The 15,124-nt window shown below is 68.3% G+C and carries 17 protein-coding genes; 8 read left to right on the top strand and 9 right to left on the bottom strand.

Translation table 11 applies throughout. The features are described from left to right. Positions 1–16: 16 nt before the first annotated feature. Entirely contained in the window at positions 17–598 is a 582-nt protein-coding gene (rrtA, locus tag SB751_RS02575; protein ID WP_144196314.1) for a rhombosortase, read from the top strand. On the opposite strand, the gene mprA is transcribed toward rrtA, so the two are convergent. The 4 genes from mprA to SB751_RS02555 form a co-directional block, all read right to left on the bottom strand. Next, complete coding sequence (mprA, locus tag SB751_RS02570; RefSeq protein WP_410747765.1) at positions 595–2,220, bottom strand: MprA protease, GlyGly-CTERM protein-sorting domain-containing form; 1,626 nt, start codon at positions 2,218–2,220, stop codon at positions 595–597. The genes rrtA and mprA overlap by 4 nt on opposite strands. A 70-nt stretch (positions 2,221–2,290) precedes the next feature. Beyond that, positions 2,291–2,743 carry a hypothetical protein gene (locus SB751_RS02565; RefSeq protein ID WP_144196145.1) on the bottom strand — a complete coding sequence of 151 codons (453 nt, stop codon included), beginning with the start codon at positions 2,741–2,743 and terminating at the stop codon, positions 2,291–2,293. Positions 2,744–2,810: 67 nt separating this feature from the next. After that, a complete protein-coding gene (gene recN / locus SB751_RS02560) occupies positions 2,811–4,613 on the bottom strand; it encodes a DNA repair protein RecN (protein WP_410747764.1) in 1,803 nt (600 codons plus the stop codon). A 28-nt stretch (positions 4,614–4,641) separates the two neighbouring features. Further along, a complete protein-coding gene (locus SB751_RS02555) occupies positions 4,642–5,574 on the bottom strand; it encodes an NAD kinase (protein ID WP_144196141.1) in 933 nt (310 codons plus the stop codon). 101 nt (positions 5,575–5,675) lie between these two features. Here SB751_RS02555 and hrcA point away from each other — a divergent pair, with 101 nt between their 5' ends. The 3 genes from hrcA (at position 5,676) to SB751_RS02540 (ending at position 8,319) form a co-directional block, all read left to right on the top strand. Next, positions 5,676–6,725 (top strand): heat-inducible transcriptional repressor HrcA, encoded by a 1,050-nt coding sequence (hrcA, locus tag SB751_RS02550; protein WP_144196139.1) that lies wholly within the window; start codon positions 5,676–5,678, stop codon positions 6,723–6,725. Between the two features lie 63 nt (positions 6,726–6,788). Beyond that, positions 6,789–7,904, top strand: coding sequence for a ferrochelatase (gene hemH / locus SB751_RS02545; protein ID WP_144196137.1), 1,116 nt, complete (start codon positions 6,789–6,791; stop codon positions 7,902–7,904). Positions 7,905–7,923: 19 nt separating this feature from the next. Next, a complete protein-coding gene (locus SB751_RS02540; protein ID WP_144196135.1) occupies positions 7,924–8,319 on the top strand; it encodes an RNA-binding S4 domain-containing protein in 396 nt (131 codons plus the stop codon). An 8-nt stretch (positions 8,320–8,327) separates the two neighbouring features. On the opposite strand, the gene SB751_RS02535 is transcribed toward SB751_RS02540, so the two are convergent. Beyond that, a complete protein-coding gene (locus SB751_RS02535) occupies positions 8,328–8,561 on the bottom strand; it encodes a hypothetical protein (RefSeq protein WP_144196134.1) in 234 nt (77 codons plus the stop codon). A gap of 213 nt (positions 8,562–8,774) precedes the next feature. Here SB751_RS02535 and grpE point away from each other — a divergent pair, with 213 nt between their 5' ends. Continuing rightward, entirely contained in the window at positions 8,775–9,347 is a 573-nt protein-coding gene (gene grpE / locus SB751_RS02530) for a nucleotide exchange factor GrpE (protein ID WP_410747763.1), read from the top strand. Between the two features lie 83 nt (positions 9,348–9,430). After that, positions 9,431–9,838: a thioredoxin family protein gene (locus tag SB751_RS02525; protein ID WP_144196130.1), complete on the top strand. Its 408-nt coding sequence runs from the start codon at positions 9,431–9,433 to the stop codon at positions 9,836–9,838. Here SB751_RS02525 and SB751_RS02520 read toward each other — a convergent pair whose 3' ends face one another. Continuing rightward, positions 9,839–11,161, bottom strand: a complete 1,323-nt coding sequence (locus SB751_RS02520) for a phospholipase A (protein WP_144196128.1) — start codon at positions 11,159–11,161, stop codon at positions 9,839–9,841. A 130-nt stretch (positions 11,162–11,291) separates the two neighbouring features. Beyond that, positions 11,292–11,723, bottom strand: a complete 432-nt coding sequence (locus SB751_RS02515; protein WP_144196126.1) for a DUF1841 family protein — start codon at positions 11,721–11,723, stop codon at positions 11,292–11,294. 105 nt (positions 11,724–11,828) lie between these two features. Between SB751_RS02515 and SB751_RS02510 the strand changes: the two genes are divergently transcribed. Both SB751_RS02510 and SB751_RS02505 read left to right on the top strand, forming a co-directional pair. Further along, positions 11,829–12,758, top strand: coding sequence for a DMT family transporter (locus SB751_RS02510; protein WP_144196124.1), 930 nt, complete (start codon positions 11,829–11,831; stop codon positions 12,756–12,758). A 130-nt stretch (positions 12,759–12,888) separates the two neighbouring features. Then, a complete protein-coding gene (locus tag SB751_RS02505) occupies positions 12,889–13,476 on the top strand; it encodes a malonic semialdehyde reductase (RefSeq protein ID WP_144196122.1) in 588 nt (195 codons plus the stop codon). Positions 13,477–13,515: 39 nt separating this feature from the next. On the opposite strand, the gene nth is transcribed toward SB751_RS02505, so the two are convergent. Together nth and rsxB are read right to left on the bottom strand one after the other, a co-directional pair. Then, positions 13,516–14,160 (bottom strand): endonuclease III, encoded by a 645-nt coding sequence (nth, locus tag SB751_RS02500; RefSeq protein WP_211943937.1) that lies wholly within the window; start codon positions 14,158–14,160, stop codon positions 13,516–13,518. Continuing rightward, complete coding sequence (rsxB, locus tag SB751_RS02495) at positions 14,157–14,966, bottom strand: electron transport complex subunit RsxB (RefSeq protein WP_144196118.1); 810 nt, start codon at positions 14,964–14,966, stop codon at positions 14,157–14,159. Before rsxB ends, nth begins: the two co-directional genes overlap by 4 nt. Positions 14,967–15,124 lie beyond the last annotated feature (158 nt).

The raw sequence follows: 15,124 nt of genomic DNA, 5'->3' as shown, positions 1-15,124 counted from the left end.
CCACGGCTGGCCGGCCATGCTGGCGACCATCGCCGGCGTGGCCGGACTGGCCGCGCTGTTCACCTTCGTCCCCTGGCTGTACGCCCACGGCCTGTACCTGCGCGACGCGGTGCGGCTGGACGGCCAGTGGTGGCGCGTGGCCACGGCGATGTGGGTGCATCTGGACTGGCGTCACTATCTGGCGGACATGGCCGCCGCCGCCGGCCTGCTGCTACTCGCCGGCCGCGCCACCCGCATCCGCGAGATGCTGGCGATCCTCGTCATCAGCGGGCTGGCCGTTCAGGTGGCCCTGCTAAACATCCCCTCGGTCGGCTGGTACGGCGGGCTGTCCGGTGCGCTGCACGGGCTGGCCCTCTGGGCCGGCCTGCGGCTGCTGCAAGCCCCGGGCTTCTCGCGCGTGATTGGCGTCATCACCTGCGTGGTGGTCATCGGCAAGGTCTGGACCGAGCAATCCTGGCTCGCTGCACTCGTCTTCGACCCGTCCTGGGGCTTCGGCATCGTCCGCGCCGCCCACGCCGCCGGCGCGATCGCCGGGCTGGCATGCTGGGTGCTGCAGGAATGGTGGCGCACGCGGCGGGGGAATGGGGCAGGGCGCTAGCGAACCCGCCGCCGCATCCCAAATCCCACCACCCCAACCACCAGCAACACCACCGCACTCCAGGGCGCGGTTGCCCCACCGCCGCCGCCGCCACCGCTGTCCGAGGAGGCCGCCGGCGCCGGTGCAGGCGTAGCCGTGACGGCCGGGTTGGCCGCTGCTACCAGCGCGCCGTCGGCATCCAGCAACCCTGCGCCGCATTTGCCGACGTTTGCGCTTGCGGTGCAGTAGGTGTTGGCCGGATGGGGGCGCGCGGAGCTTTTCAGGCCGGCGGTGACCTGGGCTGGCGTCAGCGCACCGTTGACCGCGAACATCATCGACACCACGCCGGAGACCATCGGCGCGGCGAAGCTGGTGCCGGCGGAGTTGCTGATGACGAAGTTGCCGGCCGTGGTCGTGCCGGAATTGCTCAGCGTGCGGATCAGCGACGAGCCGCCCGGCGTGGAGCAGGTGGGGGTGTTGCCGATCATCACCACGCGCGAGTTGCCGCAGCCGCCGCCCGGGGCGCTCAGGGCGACCTGCGGGCCGACGTTGGCGAAGCTGGCGTTCTCGCCATCGTTGGCGTGGGCGGTGACGGCGATGACGCCGGTGCAGTCGGCGGGAGCTTCCACGGCGCCGGCCGAATTGCCGGCTGCGGCCACGACCACCACGCCGGCGGCGTTCAGGTCGTTGACGGCCTGCTGTTCGATGGACGAGCAACTGCCACCGCCCAGGCTGACGTTGACCACCTTGGCCGGCGTCGCATTGGCCGGCACGCCGGGTACGGCGAGCCCGCCGGCCCAGCGCATGCCGTCAACCGTATCGGATAACAGCGCGCCGCAGCGGCCCGATACGCGCACCGGCTGGATCCGCGCGGCCCAGTCCACGCCGGCGATGCCCACGCCGTTGTTGGTCAGCGCGCCCAGCACGCTGGCCACGCGCGTGCCGTGCCACGTGCTGTTGGCCTGGCCGCTGCCGTCCTGACAGGTCTGGCCGGCTGGAACAAAGTCTCCCGGATCGGTGGGATCGCTATCACGACCATCTACGTTGTCTTGCGAGACGGTCGCGCTACTAATGAAGTCGTAGCCCGGCACGAGCCGGTCGACCAGGTCGGGGTGGGGCAGGTAGCCGGTGTCGACCACGGCCACCACGATGCTGCTGCTGCCGCGCGAGCGGTCCCACGCGCGCGTGAGGTTGGCGGCGCCCACCACCTGGCTCGGCAGGCCCATGTAGGTCTGGTTGCCGGCGAATTCGGGGTCGTTGGGGATGGTGTCGTGCAGGCGCAGCCAGCGGTCGGGCACCGCATCGGCGATGCGCGGGTCCTGGCGCAGCCGCTTCGCCACCGTTTCGGGGTTGTCGCCCTTGGCGTCGGTCACGCTCATCAGTTGCAGCGTGCCCGCCATCGGCCGCTTCACGCCGAGCGCCAGGCCCGTGTTGGCCTCCACGGTGCGCATCTGGGTGGGCGTGACGGACTGGCTGCCATCCCGCCAGCGCACGATGTAGTTGCCCGTGTAGACCGGCGCGGCGCGCGCCCCGGTGGGGCCCTGCGCGGTCACCGGCAGGCTCCAGCATGCGGTCACGGCCAGCAGTGCGGCGGACAGCCCTTGGGCGGCGCGCAGGCCGCGCTTCAGCGTGTGGTGTGGCATCTACGACTCCTGGGGGCGTTGGTAGTGCGATGCGAACTGCTGAACTGCAACCTACAGGAAAACGGGCGCTTTATTGTGCTGGCATGTCCCGGCTGGTGGGCATGGTGCGATGCGGCTTGAGCGTGCGGTCCGACGTGGCCGATTCCACGCGCGGCGCGGCCTGCAGCGTGGCCACGGCCTGGTCCAGCGTGATGTCGGGCACGGCCGTGATGGCGGTGACCAGCCACACGCCGCCGGACATCGGCCGCTTCACCACGTACCGGACCGGGCCCTCGATCCCCGCCAGCAGCTTGCCGGCGTCCTCGGACACCGTCACCTCGGGCGGCGTGAACTTGACGAGGATATCGCCGATGGCGCGGTCGTCGGTGATGCTGCCGCGCGGCGGCGCGAACGATTTCGACTCCGACGCGCAGCCCGAGACGGCGCCCAGCGATGCCAGCGAGGCAACGGCGGCCAGCGCCATCGCCAGGACCCTGCGGCGGGGGCGGGGGCGGGGGTGTTGCGGGGACTGACCAGCGGTCATGGGGCGAAGCTCCTGAGATCTGTATCTATATATATAGCGGGATGCGGACGTGGCGACGGTGCGCGCTTCAGCCGGCGGCCCGGCGCGGGCGGCGCGAGCCCCCTTCGCGCGGCGCGGTGGTGGCCTGATTTGCAGCCTGATTTGCAGCCTGGCTCGCGGCCAGCTCGGCGGCGCGGGCGCCCTGCGCCAGCATCTCCTGCGCGTGTTGCGTCGTCGTGGCGGTGACCGTGGCCCCGCCCAGCATGCGCGCGGTCTCGTTGACGCGGCCCTCGGCGTCGAGCACGCGGATTCTGGACCGCGTGACGGCGGCCCGGGCCTTCGTGGCGTCGGCCGTCTCCTTGCTGACCAGCAGGTGCGTGCCGGCCTGCGCCGCCACCTGCGGCAGGTGGGTCACGCAGAGCACCTGGCGCGCGCGGCCCAGTTCCTGCAGGCGCCGGCCCACCACCTCGGCCACGGCGCCCCCGATGCCGGTATCCACTTCGTCGAAGATCAGCGTCGGCGTGGGTGCGGCCTCGCTCGTGATGACCGAGATGGCCAGGCTGATCCGGGCCAGTTCGCCGCCGGACGCCACCTTGGCCAGCGGGCGGGCCGTCACGCCGGCATGGCCGGCGACGAGGAATTCCACCTGCTCCAGCCCGTGGCTCTGGCCTTCGGCCTCGTCGAGCGGATTCAGTGCCACCACGAAGGTGCCGCCAGCCATCGACAAGCCCTGCATGGCGTCCGTGACGGCGCCGGACAGCGCCTTGGCGGCGGTCTTGCGCGCGGCGGACAGGTGCCGCGCCAGCGTCAGGTAGGCGGCGCGTGCGGCGGCCTCGCGGGCCAGCACCTTGTTGATGTCCTGCGCGGCCTGCAGGTCGTCGAGTTGCTGGCGGCGGGCCAGCAGTTCGTCCGGCAACTGCTCCGGCGGCAGGCGGTACTTGCGCGCCGCCGTGTGCAGCGCCTGCATGCGCGCTTCCACGGTCTGCAGGCGTTCCGGATCGAGTTCGAGCCGGTCGACGTAGCGCGTCAGCGAATGCGCGGCTTCCTCGACCTGCACCTGCGCCGGTTCCAGCGCGGCGAGCACGTCGCGCAGCGCGGGATCGACATCGGCCAGTTGCTGGAGCCGGTGCACCACGCTGTTGAGCACGGACAGCACGGCGCCGTCGGCCTCGGACAGCGCTTCCAGCGCGGCGCGGCTGCCGTCGATCAGGCCGGCCGCGTGCGAGAGGCGGTTGTATTCGCCCTGGATCTCTTCCCATTCGCCCGCCTGGGGCGCCAGCTTGTCGAGTTCGCCCACCTGCCATTCCAGCCGCTCGCGCTCAAGCTGCATTTCGCGCGATTGCGACTCCACGGCCTCGCGCTGGCGCACGCAGGTGCGCCAGGCCCGCCACGCCTCCGCCACCGCGCCGGCCTGTTCGGTCAGGCCCGCGTGGGCGTCGAACAGGTGGCGCTGGGCGTCCGGCCGCAGCAGCAGCTGGTGGGCGTGCTGGCCGTGGATGTCCACGAGCTGGTCGCCCACCTCGCGCAGCTGGGCCAGCGTGGCCGCCGTGCCGTTGATGAACGCCTTGCTACGGCCGCCCGCATCGACGGTGCGGCGCAGCAGCACGGTGCCTTCGCCGTCCAGGCCGGTCTCGTCGCCGGACAGCTCACGCTCGGCCAGCCAGGCGTCGAGCGCTGCGTGCGTGCCGAAGGTGGCGCTGATGCTTGCGCGGGTGCTGCCTTCGCGCACCACGCCGGCGTCGGCGCGTTCGCCGAGCACCAGGGCCAGTGCATCGATCAGGATGGACTTGCCGGCGCCGGTCTCGCCGGTGAAGACGGTAAAGCCGGTGGTGAAGTCGAGGTCGAGCGTATCGACGATGACGAAATCGCGGATGGACAGGCTGCGGAGCATCGTGGCCTTGGGGGGAGTGGGGGCCGGCTCAGAGCCGGTTGTCCTCGGTCGGGTATTCGTGCCAGTGCAGCTTCTTGCGCAGCGTGGCGTAGTAGTTGTAGCCCACCGGATGCAACAGGGTCACGGTCTTGCTCGAGCGGCGCACGACGATCCGGTCGCCCTGCAGCAGCGAGGTCAGAGACTGCATGTCGAAATTGGCACTCGCGTCGCGCGCGGTGGCCACCTCGATCGTCACTTCCGCGTCGTGCGGCAGCACGATCGGGCGGTTGGACAGCGCGTGCGGGGCAATTGGCACCAGCACCAGCCCGGACAGCGTAGGATGCAGGATCGGCCCGCCGGCGGCCAGCGCGTAGGCGGTGGAACCGGTGGGCGTGGAGACGATCAGGCCGTCCGAACGCTGGTTGTACATGAAATAGCCGTCCACCGAGACGGCCAGCTCGACCATGCCGGAAATGCCCGAGCGGTTGACCACCACGTCGTTGAACGCCAGCGCGGAGAAGATCACGCCGTCGTCGCGGATCACGCGGGATTCCAGCAGCATGCGGGTTTCGGCCTCGTAGCGGCCGGCCAGCATCTCGGGCAGGGCGCGCGTCACGTCCTCCAGCGGGATGTCGGTCATGAAGCCCAGCCGGCCATGGTTCACGCCGATCAGCGGCACGTCGAGCCCGGCCAGCTGGCGGGCCAGGCCCAGCAGCGTGCCGTCGCCGCCGAGCACCACGGCCACGTCGGCCTCGCGCCCGATCTCGTCGGCGGAGAATACCGGGTAGCCGGAGAGGCCGGTGGCCTGTGCGGTCTCGCGCTCGAAGACCACGTCCTGGCCGTTGCGGGAAATGCAGGCGGCCAATTCCTCGAGCGGGCCCTCGATGCCGGCGGTCGAGTACCGGCCGACCAGGGCAACGGTCTGGAACGCGGCGCGGGGCGCGGCGGCGGGGGCGATGGCTGGGTTCTGGGGGGCAGACATGCCGGGATTAGACCATACCGCCGTGACCATTGTCAGTAGGTGGGCACGCACCGGTGCGAAGCCCGCCCGAACCGGGGAAAGTTGTTTAAAATCGGGGCACTATGGACGAACGTTCGAAAACGCTTCTCAAGACCCTGATCGAGCGCTACATCGCCGAAGGCCAGCCCGTGGGCTCGCGCACCCTGTCCAAGTACTCGGGTCTCGATCTCTCGCCGGCGACCATCCGCAATGTGATGTCCGACCTCGAGGAAATGGGGTTCATCGCCAGCCCGCACACGTCGGCCGGCCGGATTCCCACGCCGCGCGGGTACCGGCTGTTCGTCGATTCGATGCTTACGGCGCGCCCGCTGGAGGGCGGCACGGTGGAGATGACGGCCGAACTGGCCGCGCTGACCGGCCAGATCCAGGGCCAGCTGGCCGGGCAGCAGCTGGGGCCGCAGCGGATGATTACCGCCGCCGCGCACACGCTGTCTAACCTCTCGCGCTTTGCCGGCGTGATCATGACGCCGCGCCGGGGCCAGTCGTTCCGCCAGGTGGAGTTCATGCGCCTGTCGGAGAAGCGCATCCTGCTGATCATCGTCAGCCCCGAGGGCGACGTCCAGAACCGCATCATCCAGACTGAACTGCCGTACACCCCCGCCCAGCTGATCGAGGCGGCCAATTTCTTCAATTCCCACTACGCCGGCATGAGTTTCGATGCCGTGCGCAGCCATTTGCGGGTGGAATTGCAGGATCTCCGCCGCGACATGTCAGCGCTGATGCAGGCCGCCGTGGAGGCCGGCAGCAGCGCCATGGCCGAGGACGACGACCAGGTGTTCATCTCCGGCGAGCGCAAGCTGCTCGAGGTGGAAGACCTGTCGTCCAGCATGGACAAGCTGCGCCGGCTGTTCGATGTCTTCGAACACAAGACCAACCTGCTGCAGTTGCTCGATGTCTCGAGCCACGCGCAGGGCGTACAGATCTTCATCGGGGGCGAAAGCCAGCTCGTGCCGCTCGAAGACATGGCCGTCATCACCGCGCCCTATGGTGTCGATGGACAGATCGTCGGCACGCTCGGCGTGATCGGCCCGACGCGGATGGCCTACGAACGGGTGATCCCGATCGTCGACATCACCGCGCGGCTGCTCTCGAGCGCGCTCTCCCAGAATTGATTGCTGCGCGCGGGCACGCCACGTGACAACGCGCGCGTGGCGCCCGCCATTTCCGGAAACCCTATGACGTTCTCGGCAGAACCGGCTTACCAGCACGGCCAGGCGCCCCGCACGGCCATCCTGCTTATCAACCTCGGCACGCCGGATGCGCCCACGCCCAAGGCAGTGGGGCGATACCTGAAGGCGTTTTTGTCCGATCCGCGCGTGGTCGAGATCCCGCGTCTGGCCTGGCTGCCGATCCTGCACGGGCTGATCCTGCCGTTCCGCTCGCGCGCATCGGCCATGAAGTACGAATCGATCTGGCTGCGCGAGGCGCACATGACCGGCTCGCCGCTGCTGGTGCACACCGAGCGGCAGGCCCACGCGCTCCAGCAGCACATGCACCGGCTCGGCCACGATGTGACCGTGGCCTGCGCCATGCGCTACGGCAATCCGTCGATTGCCTCGGTCATGGAGGCCCTACGCCGGCAGGGTACGGAGCAAGTGCTGTTGTTGCCACTTTATCCGCAGTTCTCAGGCACGACTACGGCCACGGCGTTCGACGAGGTCTTCCGCGTGCTGGCCGGCTGGCGGAATCAGCCGGAATTGCGACTAATCAAGCACTTTCACGACCATCCCGCCTATATTTCCGCCCTGCAGCAGCAGGTGAGCGGCTTCTGGGCGCAGCACGGCATGCCGGACTTCGCCCGGGGCGACAAGCTGATCCTGTCCTTCCATGGCCTGCCGCGCCGGCTGCTGGATCTGGGCGACCCCTACCACTGCGAATGCCTGAAGACCGGACGGATGCTGGGCGAGGCGCTGGGCCTGCAGCCGGGCCAGTATCAAGTGACTTTTCAGTCTCGTTTCGGCAAGGCCGAATGGCTCCAGCCCTATACCGCGCCGACGCTGACCGAGCTGGGCAAGGTCGGCACGCATCGCGTGGATGTGTTCTGCCCCGGCTTCCCGGCCGATTGCATCGAGACGCTCGAGGAAATCGCCATGGAAGGGCAGTCCGAATTCCGCGTGGCGGGCGGACAGGAATTCCAGTTCATTCCCTGCCTGAATGATGCGGACTACTGGATTGCCGGGCTGGCCGAGATCGCGCTGCAGCATCTGCAGGGTTGGCCGCTGCGCCAGCCACATCCGCACGAGCTGGAAGCGCGGCGCTCGCGGGCGCAGACCCGGGGCGCTGCGGCGTAAGGAATCAAGGAGTTAGACGATGGACGTGGACTTCGAGGCGGATGCCCGGCAACGCATCGACAAATGGCTATGGTGCGCGCGCTTCTTCAAGACGCGCTCGCTGGCGGCGGAGGCCGTGGAGCGGGGCCGGGTGGAGGTCAACGGCCAGCCGGTCAAGAATTCACGGGAAGTGAAGCCCGGCGACGCCGTGAGGATCGACGCGCACCAGCAGCGTTGGGAGATCGAGGTGAAGGGCGTGGCCGCCTCGCGCGGGTCGGCGCCCGTGGCGCAGACGCTGTATGCCGAAACCCCGGAAAGCCAGGCCCGGCGCCAGGAAGAGGCGGAACGGCGGCGCATGCAGCCCGAGCCGACGGCGCAGCTGCAGGGCCGCCCGACCAAGCGCGACCGGCGCCGGATCGACGGTTTCAGAAGCTAGGGATGGATTCAGCGGTTGTACGGGAAGTACGGAACGATATAGTGCTTGAACACCGCCTTGCCACTGCCATACTCGGTCTCACGCGGCGTGAATGCGCCGGAGGCGCAGATGAAAAGTGTCATCACCGACAGCGCGGCGAGCAGGCACACCGTTACGACAGGAAGCTTGTGCATGACGAACCTTCCGAAGGATGCACCAAAATAATCCACCAGCGTGCTCCCGTTATTTTTGTCATTTTTCATTGATAGATCTTAGTCATTGCGTTGCAGCAAAGCAATGAACACCAGATTGCATGAATCACGGCTTTGTAACCGCGTATTTCGGCGTCTCGCCCCCTTCACACTTGAAAAAGCGGGGACCGGCGCCAACTGCGGCTAGACTTGCCGGTTTGGCATCCCGACCCACCCGACGGCCTGCGCCAGGCGGGCCGAGTTTTAGATTTGATACGGATCGACATGGAAGAACAGAATCAGACCCAGACGCCATCCCCAGCTTCGAGCGCGCCGCAGGCGGCAGACGATGCCCTGCGCGCCCAGCAGCCTGGCACGGACGCCCCGGCCGGCGATGATGTGGCCCGCCTGACGCAGCAGGTGGCCGACCTGGAGGCCAAGGCCAAGGAAAACTACGAGCTGTTCCTGCGCGCCACGGCAGAGGGCGAGAACATCCGCCGCCGGTCGCAGGAAGAGGTCAGCAAGGCACACAAGTTCGCGATCGAGAACTTCGCCAACAACCTCGTGCCGGTGATGGACAGCCTCCAGGCTGCGCTGGCCGACAACACCGGCGATCTCAAGAAGCTGCGCGAAGGCGTGGAGCTGACCGCCCGCCAGCTGGCCGCTGCCTTCGAGCGCGGCAAGATTGTCGAGCTGAACCCGGTGGGCGAGAAGTTCGACCCGCATCGTCACCAGGCGATCTCGATGGTGCCGTCCGAGCAGGAACCCAACACCGTGGTGAACGTGCTCCAGCGTGGCTACATGATTGCCGAGCGCGTGCTGCGCCCGGCACTGGTGACGGTCTCGGCGCCGCGCTAAGCCGCGCAAAGCCTGACCCCCGAAGCATGACCCAACGCCCGGTGCCGCAACGCCCGGGCGTTGTTGTTTCCAGGAACCCCACGATGTCAGACGACGCTCAATCCCCTCATCTCGATCACCGCGCCTTCGACGCCTTCGCCATGCAGGCGGTCGATGGGAGTACCATCGACGCGGCCATCGCCGCTGCCGGTGACGACCTGGTCTGCGTGTTCTTCTGGGGCGTGGACTGCTTCAACTGCGAGATGGCCAAGAAGGCGATGCTCGCCAACCCGGACCCGATCCGCGCGTTGAACCTGCGCTGGCTGCACGCCAACGTCTACGAACACCCCGAGCTGGGCAAGCGTTTCGGCCTGCACGGCATTCCGGTGTTCATGTTCTTCCAGCGGGGCAAGAAGCTGGGCCGCGCCACGGGCTGGCACGGCCACGGCCAGTTTGCGGCCGCCGTCGGCAACGCGCGGCTCAAGGCCGAGGGCAAGCCGCTGGCCGGCTGATCAGCGCGACAGCGCGTAGCCGATGCGGAACTGCCACGGCGTCTTCTGGTTGTAGTCGAGCAGGCTCTCGCCGTAGCCGTAGAAGTAGCCAGCCATCAGATAGCCGGCCGTGCCCGGCAGTAGCCGCGCGAGCGGGTAGGTGAGCTGCGCATCCACGCTGCCATAGCCCTTGCGCGTGCCCTTGCGCAGCGTGGCGGCAAATTCCCACGAATCGGGCCGGCCGTAGGCCACCAGCAGGTCCATGTAGCCGCGATAGTGTGCAATGTCCTCGTTGTCGCTCTTGCCGACGTAGCCGTAGACCTTGGGCGCCACGCGCCAGTGCCAGTCGGTCTGGTCGCCGAAATATATCGTCGGCTTCAGGAACAGCGTGTTGACGCTGCGCGACTGGTCGCCATCGCGCCCGTTCGACTCGTGCTCGAAACCGGTGGCCAGCGAGAGCCGGCTGATCACACGGTTCTTCACGCCCGTATCGGACAGGTAGTAATAGAGGCTGGGCCGGTAGTTGGTGTCGCGGAACGGCCGGGACTCGTCGTTCAGGTCCCATAGCGAGAACTGCGTGTAGGCGAAGTACAGGTTGTCCAGCACGCGCTTCGAGCTCGGGTTCTCGCCCTCGAAAATGCGGTACTTGAAGCTGATCTGGAACTTGGCGTTGGCGCCGTTGTGCGCGCCGAACATCAGGTACATCGGCTCGTTGAACGAGAGGCGCTGGCCGTCGCGCAGGTCGGCCGGCGAGGGCCCCGGCGTGCCGCCGTTGGCGGCCGTGACGATCGGCGTGACGGGTACCGTGGCGGCTGGCGTGGCTCCCTCATGCTGGGAGGTGCCGGGGGCGGCGGCCAGGTCCTTGTGCTCCGTCGAGGCAGCGCCCGGGGCCACGGCCGCCACGGCCGGCGCGGCGGGGACTTCGCCCGGCAGCGGCGCGCGGTTCAGCGTGACGACCACCGGCGCGGCGTCGATGCCGGCCACGTCGAGCCGCACCTGGCCGCGCATGCCGTCCGGCCAGTCGGCGGTATAGGTGATGGTGCGGATGTCGCCGTGGCGCAGGTTCAGCACGGACGGGCCGCCGCCGGTGCGCTTCATGTCGATCCGCACGGGCGCGGCGAGGTCGCCGGTGGCGCTCACCTGGAGCGTTTCGGGCACTGCGTAGCGTCGCATCGACTGGTCGGCGCTGACCAGCAGCGTGAGCGTGAAGGGCCGCGTCCCGTCGATGACGCGCGGCGGTTGCAGCAGCGATACGGCGGCGTGCGCGGAAACCGGACCCAACAGGGCGAACGAAATAAGCGCCGCGCTGCCGAAGCCGGCGCGGCGAGGCACGGAGAGAGACATGGATGCGTGCGCGTCACGTCGGAGCAGGGTCCGCGGACACGTCAGAGTTTGGAATGCCCGACAGCCTAACACGTGGCTCGCGGGCATCTTGTGACGAATTGTTGGTGTGAAAAGTGCTGGATAAGGCCGGTTAGCCGGCGGCGCGGCGGCGGATGTTGTCCACGTAGGCCTGGCCATCCGGCGGCATGCCGGTGCGCTGTGCGTTCCAGAGCATTTCACCGAGGCATTCCATGATCTGGTGCTGGGCCTCGTGCGGCGAATCGAGTCGGCGCGAAAGTGCCTCATACGCCGTACGGATGCCGGGCGGCTGGTCGATCGACACCTGTTCGGAGATCGACAGGTGCATCGCCAGATGCAGGAACGGATTGGTCTGGCCGCCCTCGGGCGTGTAGTCGCGCGTCAGCGCGCCTTCGGTATCGGTCAGCAGCGGCTGGTATTCGGGATGCTCGTCGATCCAGTCGACGGCCATCACTTCGAGCGGGGTGAGGACATTGCCCGCCACCCGCTTCTGCCACGCTTCGCAGAAGAACCGGCGGACTTCTTCTCTTGAGGGATTGAACATGATGGTCGGTATTGTAAACGAGGCCCCCGAACGCTGCCGGCCGCCCGCCGCGCGCAAGTAGAATGCGGGCTTCCCGGTTCCCGCTTCCTGCTCCTTGCGCCACCCATGACCGCTTCCGCCACCCTCGGCCAGGCCCGCCACACGCTCGCCGGCGTGCTGATGATTGCGCTGTCCGCCAGCGCCTTTGGGGCCATGGCGATCTTCGCGCGCTACGCCTATGCCGCCGGCGCGGATGTCTATGGCCTGCTGGCGGTGCGCTTCGTGCTCGCCGCCATTGCGATGGCCGTGGTCATGCGCACGCGCGGCATCCGCCTGCCGCCGTGGCGGCGCGTGCTGGCGCTGGCGGCGATGGGCGGCATCGGCTACGTCAGCCAGTCCTATTGCTTCTTCACCGCGCTGAACTACGCGCAGGCCAGCCTCGTGGCGCTGCTGCTCTATCTCTATCCGCTGTTCGTGACCATCCTTGCTGCGATCTTTCTCAAGGAGCGGCTGACCAACGCGGCGGTAATCGCGCTGGTGCTGTGCTCGGTCGGCGCCGGCCTGACGGTGGGCGGGGGGGAGGGCAGCCCGCTCGGCATCGCGCTGGGCGTGGCGGCGGCGGTGATCTACTCGATCTATATCGTGGTGGGCGCGCGCGTAACGGCTGGCGTCAACGCCATCGCCACCACCACGGTCATCTGTACGGCGGCAGCGCTGGTCTATGTGACGGTGGGCATCCTGCGCACCGGCGCCGGCGTGCCGCCGCAGTTTCCGGGCGACGCGGGCGGCTGGCTCGCCTTGATCGCCATCGCGCTGGTCTCCACGGTGCTGGCCATCCTGACCTTCTTCGCGGGCTTGCAGCGGCTGGGGGCTTCCAGGGCGTCGATGCTGTCCACGCTGGAGCCGGTGGTGACGGTGCTGCTGGCGGCGATGTTGCTGGGAGAGCACATCGGCGCCACGCAGGCCATCGGCGGCGGGCTGATCCTGGCCGGCGTACTGTGGCTCACGCGCCGCGCCAGCGGCACGCCGCAGGTGGACGCCCGGTCGGACACCTAGTCAAGCGCCTAGTCAGGCGCCGCCGTCGACGAAAGGATTTGAGGGACATCGTGAAAGCCGTTGTTGGGTTTTCCGCGCACCCATCGGTACAATCGCGCTTTCTTTCATCCGGAAAATGGGAAGGCGCGCAATGAAATCCATCGATCAGGCAGCTCTCGCACAATTGTTCACCGATGCCCGCACGCACAACGTGTGGCAGGACAAGCACGTGGACGACGCCCTGCTGCAGCAGATCTATGAGGCGATGAAGTTCGGCCCGACCGCCGCCAACAGCAGCCCGGCCCGCATCGTGTTCGTGAAGTCGGCCGCCGAGAAGGCGCGGCTGGTGGAATGCGTGTCCGCCGGCAATGTCGAGAAGACCCGCTCGGCGCCGGTCACCGCGATCATCGCCTTCGACAACAACTTCCACGACCAGCTGCCGAAGCTGTTCCCGCATGCCGACGCCCGCTCGTGGTACGCCGGCAACACCGAAAAGATCGCGCGCGATGCGCTGATGAACAGCTCGCTGCAAGGCGGCTACTTCATCCTGGCCGCCCGCGCACTAGGTCTGGACTGCGGCCCGATGGGCGGTTTCGATGCCGCCAAGGTCAACGCGGCGTTCTTCCCCGATGGCAAGTGGTCGGTGAACTTCCTGGTGAACCTGGGCTATGGCGAGGCCGCCCAACTGCATCCGCGCGGCCCGCGCCTGTCGTTCGACGAAGCCTGCCGGATCGTCTGATCCCCGCCGGCGCCGGGGCTTATACCTTCGGCGCCGGGGCTAGGCGCTTGGTGCCGGCGTTTTCTCGCGGAACTCGCACAGCGGCTCGATGGCGCAATGCCAGCATTCGGGCTTGCGCGCCTTGCAGACGTAGCGCCCGTGCAGGATCAGCCAGTGGTGCGCGTCGTGCAGGAATTCCTTCGGCACCACCTTGAGCAGCTTCTGCTCGACGATATCCACGTTCTTGCCCGGCGCCAGCCCCGTGCGGTTGGAGACGCGGAAGATGTGCGTATCCACGGCAATGGTCGGCTGGCCGAACGCGGTGTTGAGCACCACGTTGGCCGTCTTGCGGCCCACCCCGGGCAGGGCCTCCAGCGCCTCGCGGTCTGGCGGCACGCGCCCGTCATGCCGCTCCACCAGAATCCGGCAGGTCTCGATCACATGCTTGGCCTTGGTCTTGTAGAGGCCGATGGTCTTGATGTAATCGATCAGCCCCGCCTCGCCGAGCGCCAGCATCTGCTGGGGCGAGTGGGCCACCGGGAACAGCAGGCGCGTGGCCTTGTTCACGCCCACGTCTGTGGCCTGCGCGGAGAGCAGCACGGCAATCAGCAGCTCGAAGGGGGAGCTGTATTCGAGTTCCGTGGCCGGGGTTGGATTGACGTCTCGCAGCGTTTCGAAGATGGCGCGGGTCTTGGCGGCGTTCATGCGTCGGGAGGCTTCTTGTTGTTGTCGGGAGGCGCCTGCGTCAGGCCGGCCTTGGCGCGGCGGGCCTCGGCGGCGTCGATCTGGGCCTGCACGGCCGGCGACACATTCTCGGTATTGCGCGGCGTGGCGGCCGCCTGTTTCTGGCGCGCGCGCTCGATCGCGGCCTGGATGATCGCCTTCTTGCGTTCCTGGGCGGCGCGCTCGGCATCGGACATCACGGGTTCCGCCTGCAGCGCCTCCAGCTTGGCCGCGGCCTTGGCGGCCAGGCGTGCGTCGTTCTCCTCGCGCTCGCGCACCAGCCGGGCGCGGCGCGCCAGGTAGCGCGTGTGGGCGGCGTCGGCCTGCGCGGGGGACCACGCGGCCCAGCCCGTCTTTTCGCCCGTTACCGGAATCATGTCGATGCAGTCCACCGGGCAAGGTGCCACGCAGAGATCACAGCCGGTGCACCAGTCGGGCAGCACGGTGTGCATCTGCTTGGCTGCGCCGGCGATGGCATCGACCGGGCAGGCCTGTATGCAGAGCGTGCAGCCAATGCAGCGCGATTCGTCGATACGCGCCACGGCCCGCGACTGCTCCACGCCGTGCTCGGGGTCCAGCGCACGCGGCGCCACGCCGAGCAGGGCGGACAGCCGCACGATGCCCTCGGTGCCGCCCGGCGGGCAGCGGTTGGGCGCCGCCTCGCCCCGGGCCATGGCCTCGGCGTACGGGCGGCAGCCGTCGAACCCACATTTGGTGCATTGGGTTTGCGGCAGCAGGGCTTCTAGGCGGTCCGCCAGGGTGGCGGCGGCGGTGAGGGTGATGGTCACGACTGCGAGGAACGATGTGAGGGACGGCTAACGCTTCTGCACGCCTCTGCGGGCGTGTGCGCGGCAAGGATTATCCCCGATTTCCCGAAACGGCAGAACCGGCGATGATTGGCGCGCCACGCCGTCGCCTCACCCGTTTGGGCGATATGTGGCGGATC

It is taken from the genome of Cupriavidus sp. SIMBA_020 (genome assembly GCF_046535395.1).
GTDB classification, from domain to species: Bacteria; Pseudomonadota; Gammaproteobacteria; order Burkholderiales; family Burkholderiaceae; genus Cupriavidus; species Cupriavidus campinensis.
The sequence above is the reverse complement of the archived record's forward strand: the minus strand, read 5'-3'. Positions and strand labels throughout refer to the sequence as shown.

Coding starts and splice junctions, on each gene's coding strand:
- SB751_RS02565 (WP_144196145.1), bottom strand. CDS start 2,743: ATGACCGCTGGTCAGTCCCCGCAACACCCCCGCCCCCGCCCCCGCCGC.
- grpE (WP_410747763.1), top strand. CDS start 8,775: ATGGAAGAACAGAATCAGACCCAGACGCCATCCCCAGCTTCGAGCGCG.
- hemH (WP_144196137.1), top strand. CDS start 6,789: ATGACGTTCTCGGCAGAACCGGCTTACCAGCACGGCCAGGCGCCCCGC.
- SB751_RS02510 (WP_144196124.1), top strand. CDS start 11,829: ATGACCGCTTCCGCCACCCTCGGCCAGGCCCGCCACACGCTCGCCGGC.
- SB751_RS02515 (WP_144196126.1), bottom strand. CDS start 11,723: ATGTTCAATCCCTCAAGAGAAGAAGTCCGCCGGTTCTTCTGCGAAGCG.
- SB751_RS02525 (WP_144196130.1), top strand. CDS start 9,431: ATGTCAGACGACGCTCAATCCCCTCATCTCGATCACCGCGCCTTCGAC.
- SB751_RS02540 (WP_144196135.1), top strand. CDS start 7,924: ATGGACGTGGACTTCGAGGCGGATGCCCGGCAACGCATCGACAAATGG.
- nth (WP_211943937.1), bottom strand. CDS start 14,160: ATGAACGCCGCCAAGACCCGCGCCATCTTCGAAACGCTGCGAGACGTC.
- hrcA (WP_144196139.1), top strand. CDS start 5,676: ATGGACGAACGTTCGAAAACGCTTCTCAAGACCCTGATCGAGCGCTAC.
- SB751_RS02555 (WP_144196141.1), bottom strand. CDS start 5,574: ATGTCTGCCCCCCAGAACCCAGCCATCGCCCCCGCCGCCGCGCCCCGC.
- rrtA (WP_144196314.1), top strand. CDS start 17: ATGCTGGCGACCATCGCCGGCGTGGCCGGACTGGCCGCGCTGTTCACC.
- SB751_RS02520 (WP_144196128.1), bottom strand. CDS start 11,161: ATGTCTCTCTCCGTGCCTCGCCGCGCCGGCTTCGGCAGCGCGGCGCTT.
- SB751_RS02505 (WP_144196122.1), top strand. CDS start 12,889: ATGAAATCCATCGATCAGGCAGCTCTCGCACAATTGTTCACCGATGCC.
- recN (WP_410747764.1), bottom strand. CDS start 4,613: ATGCTCCGCAGCCTGTCCATCCGCGATTTCGTCATCGTCGATACGCTC.
- mprA (WP_410747765.1), bottom strand. CDS start 2,220: ATGCCACACCACACGCTGAAGCGCGGCCTGCGCGCCGCCCAAGGGCTG.
- SB751_RS02535 (WP_144196134.1), bottom strand. CDS start 8,561: ATGAAAAATGACAAAAATAACGGGAGCACGCTGGTGGATTATTTTGGT.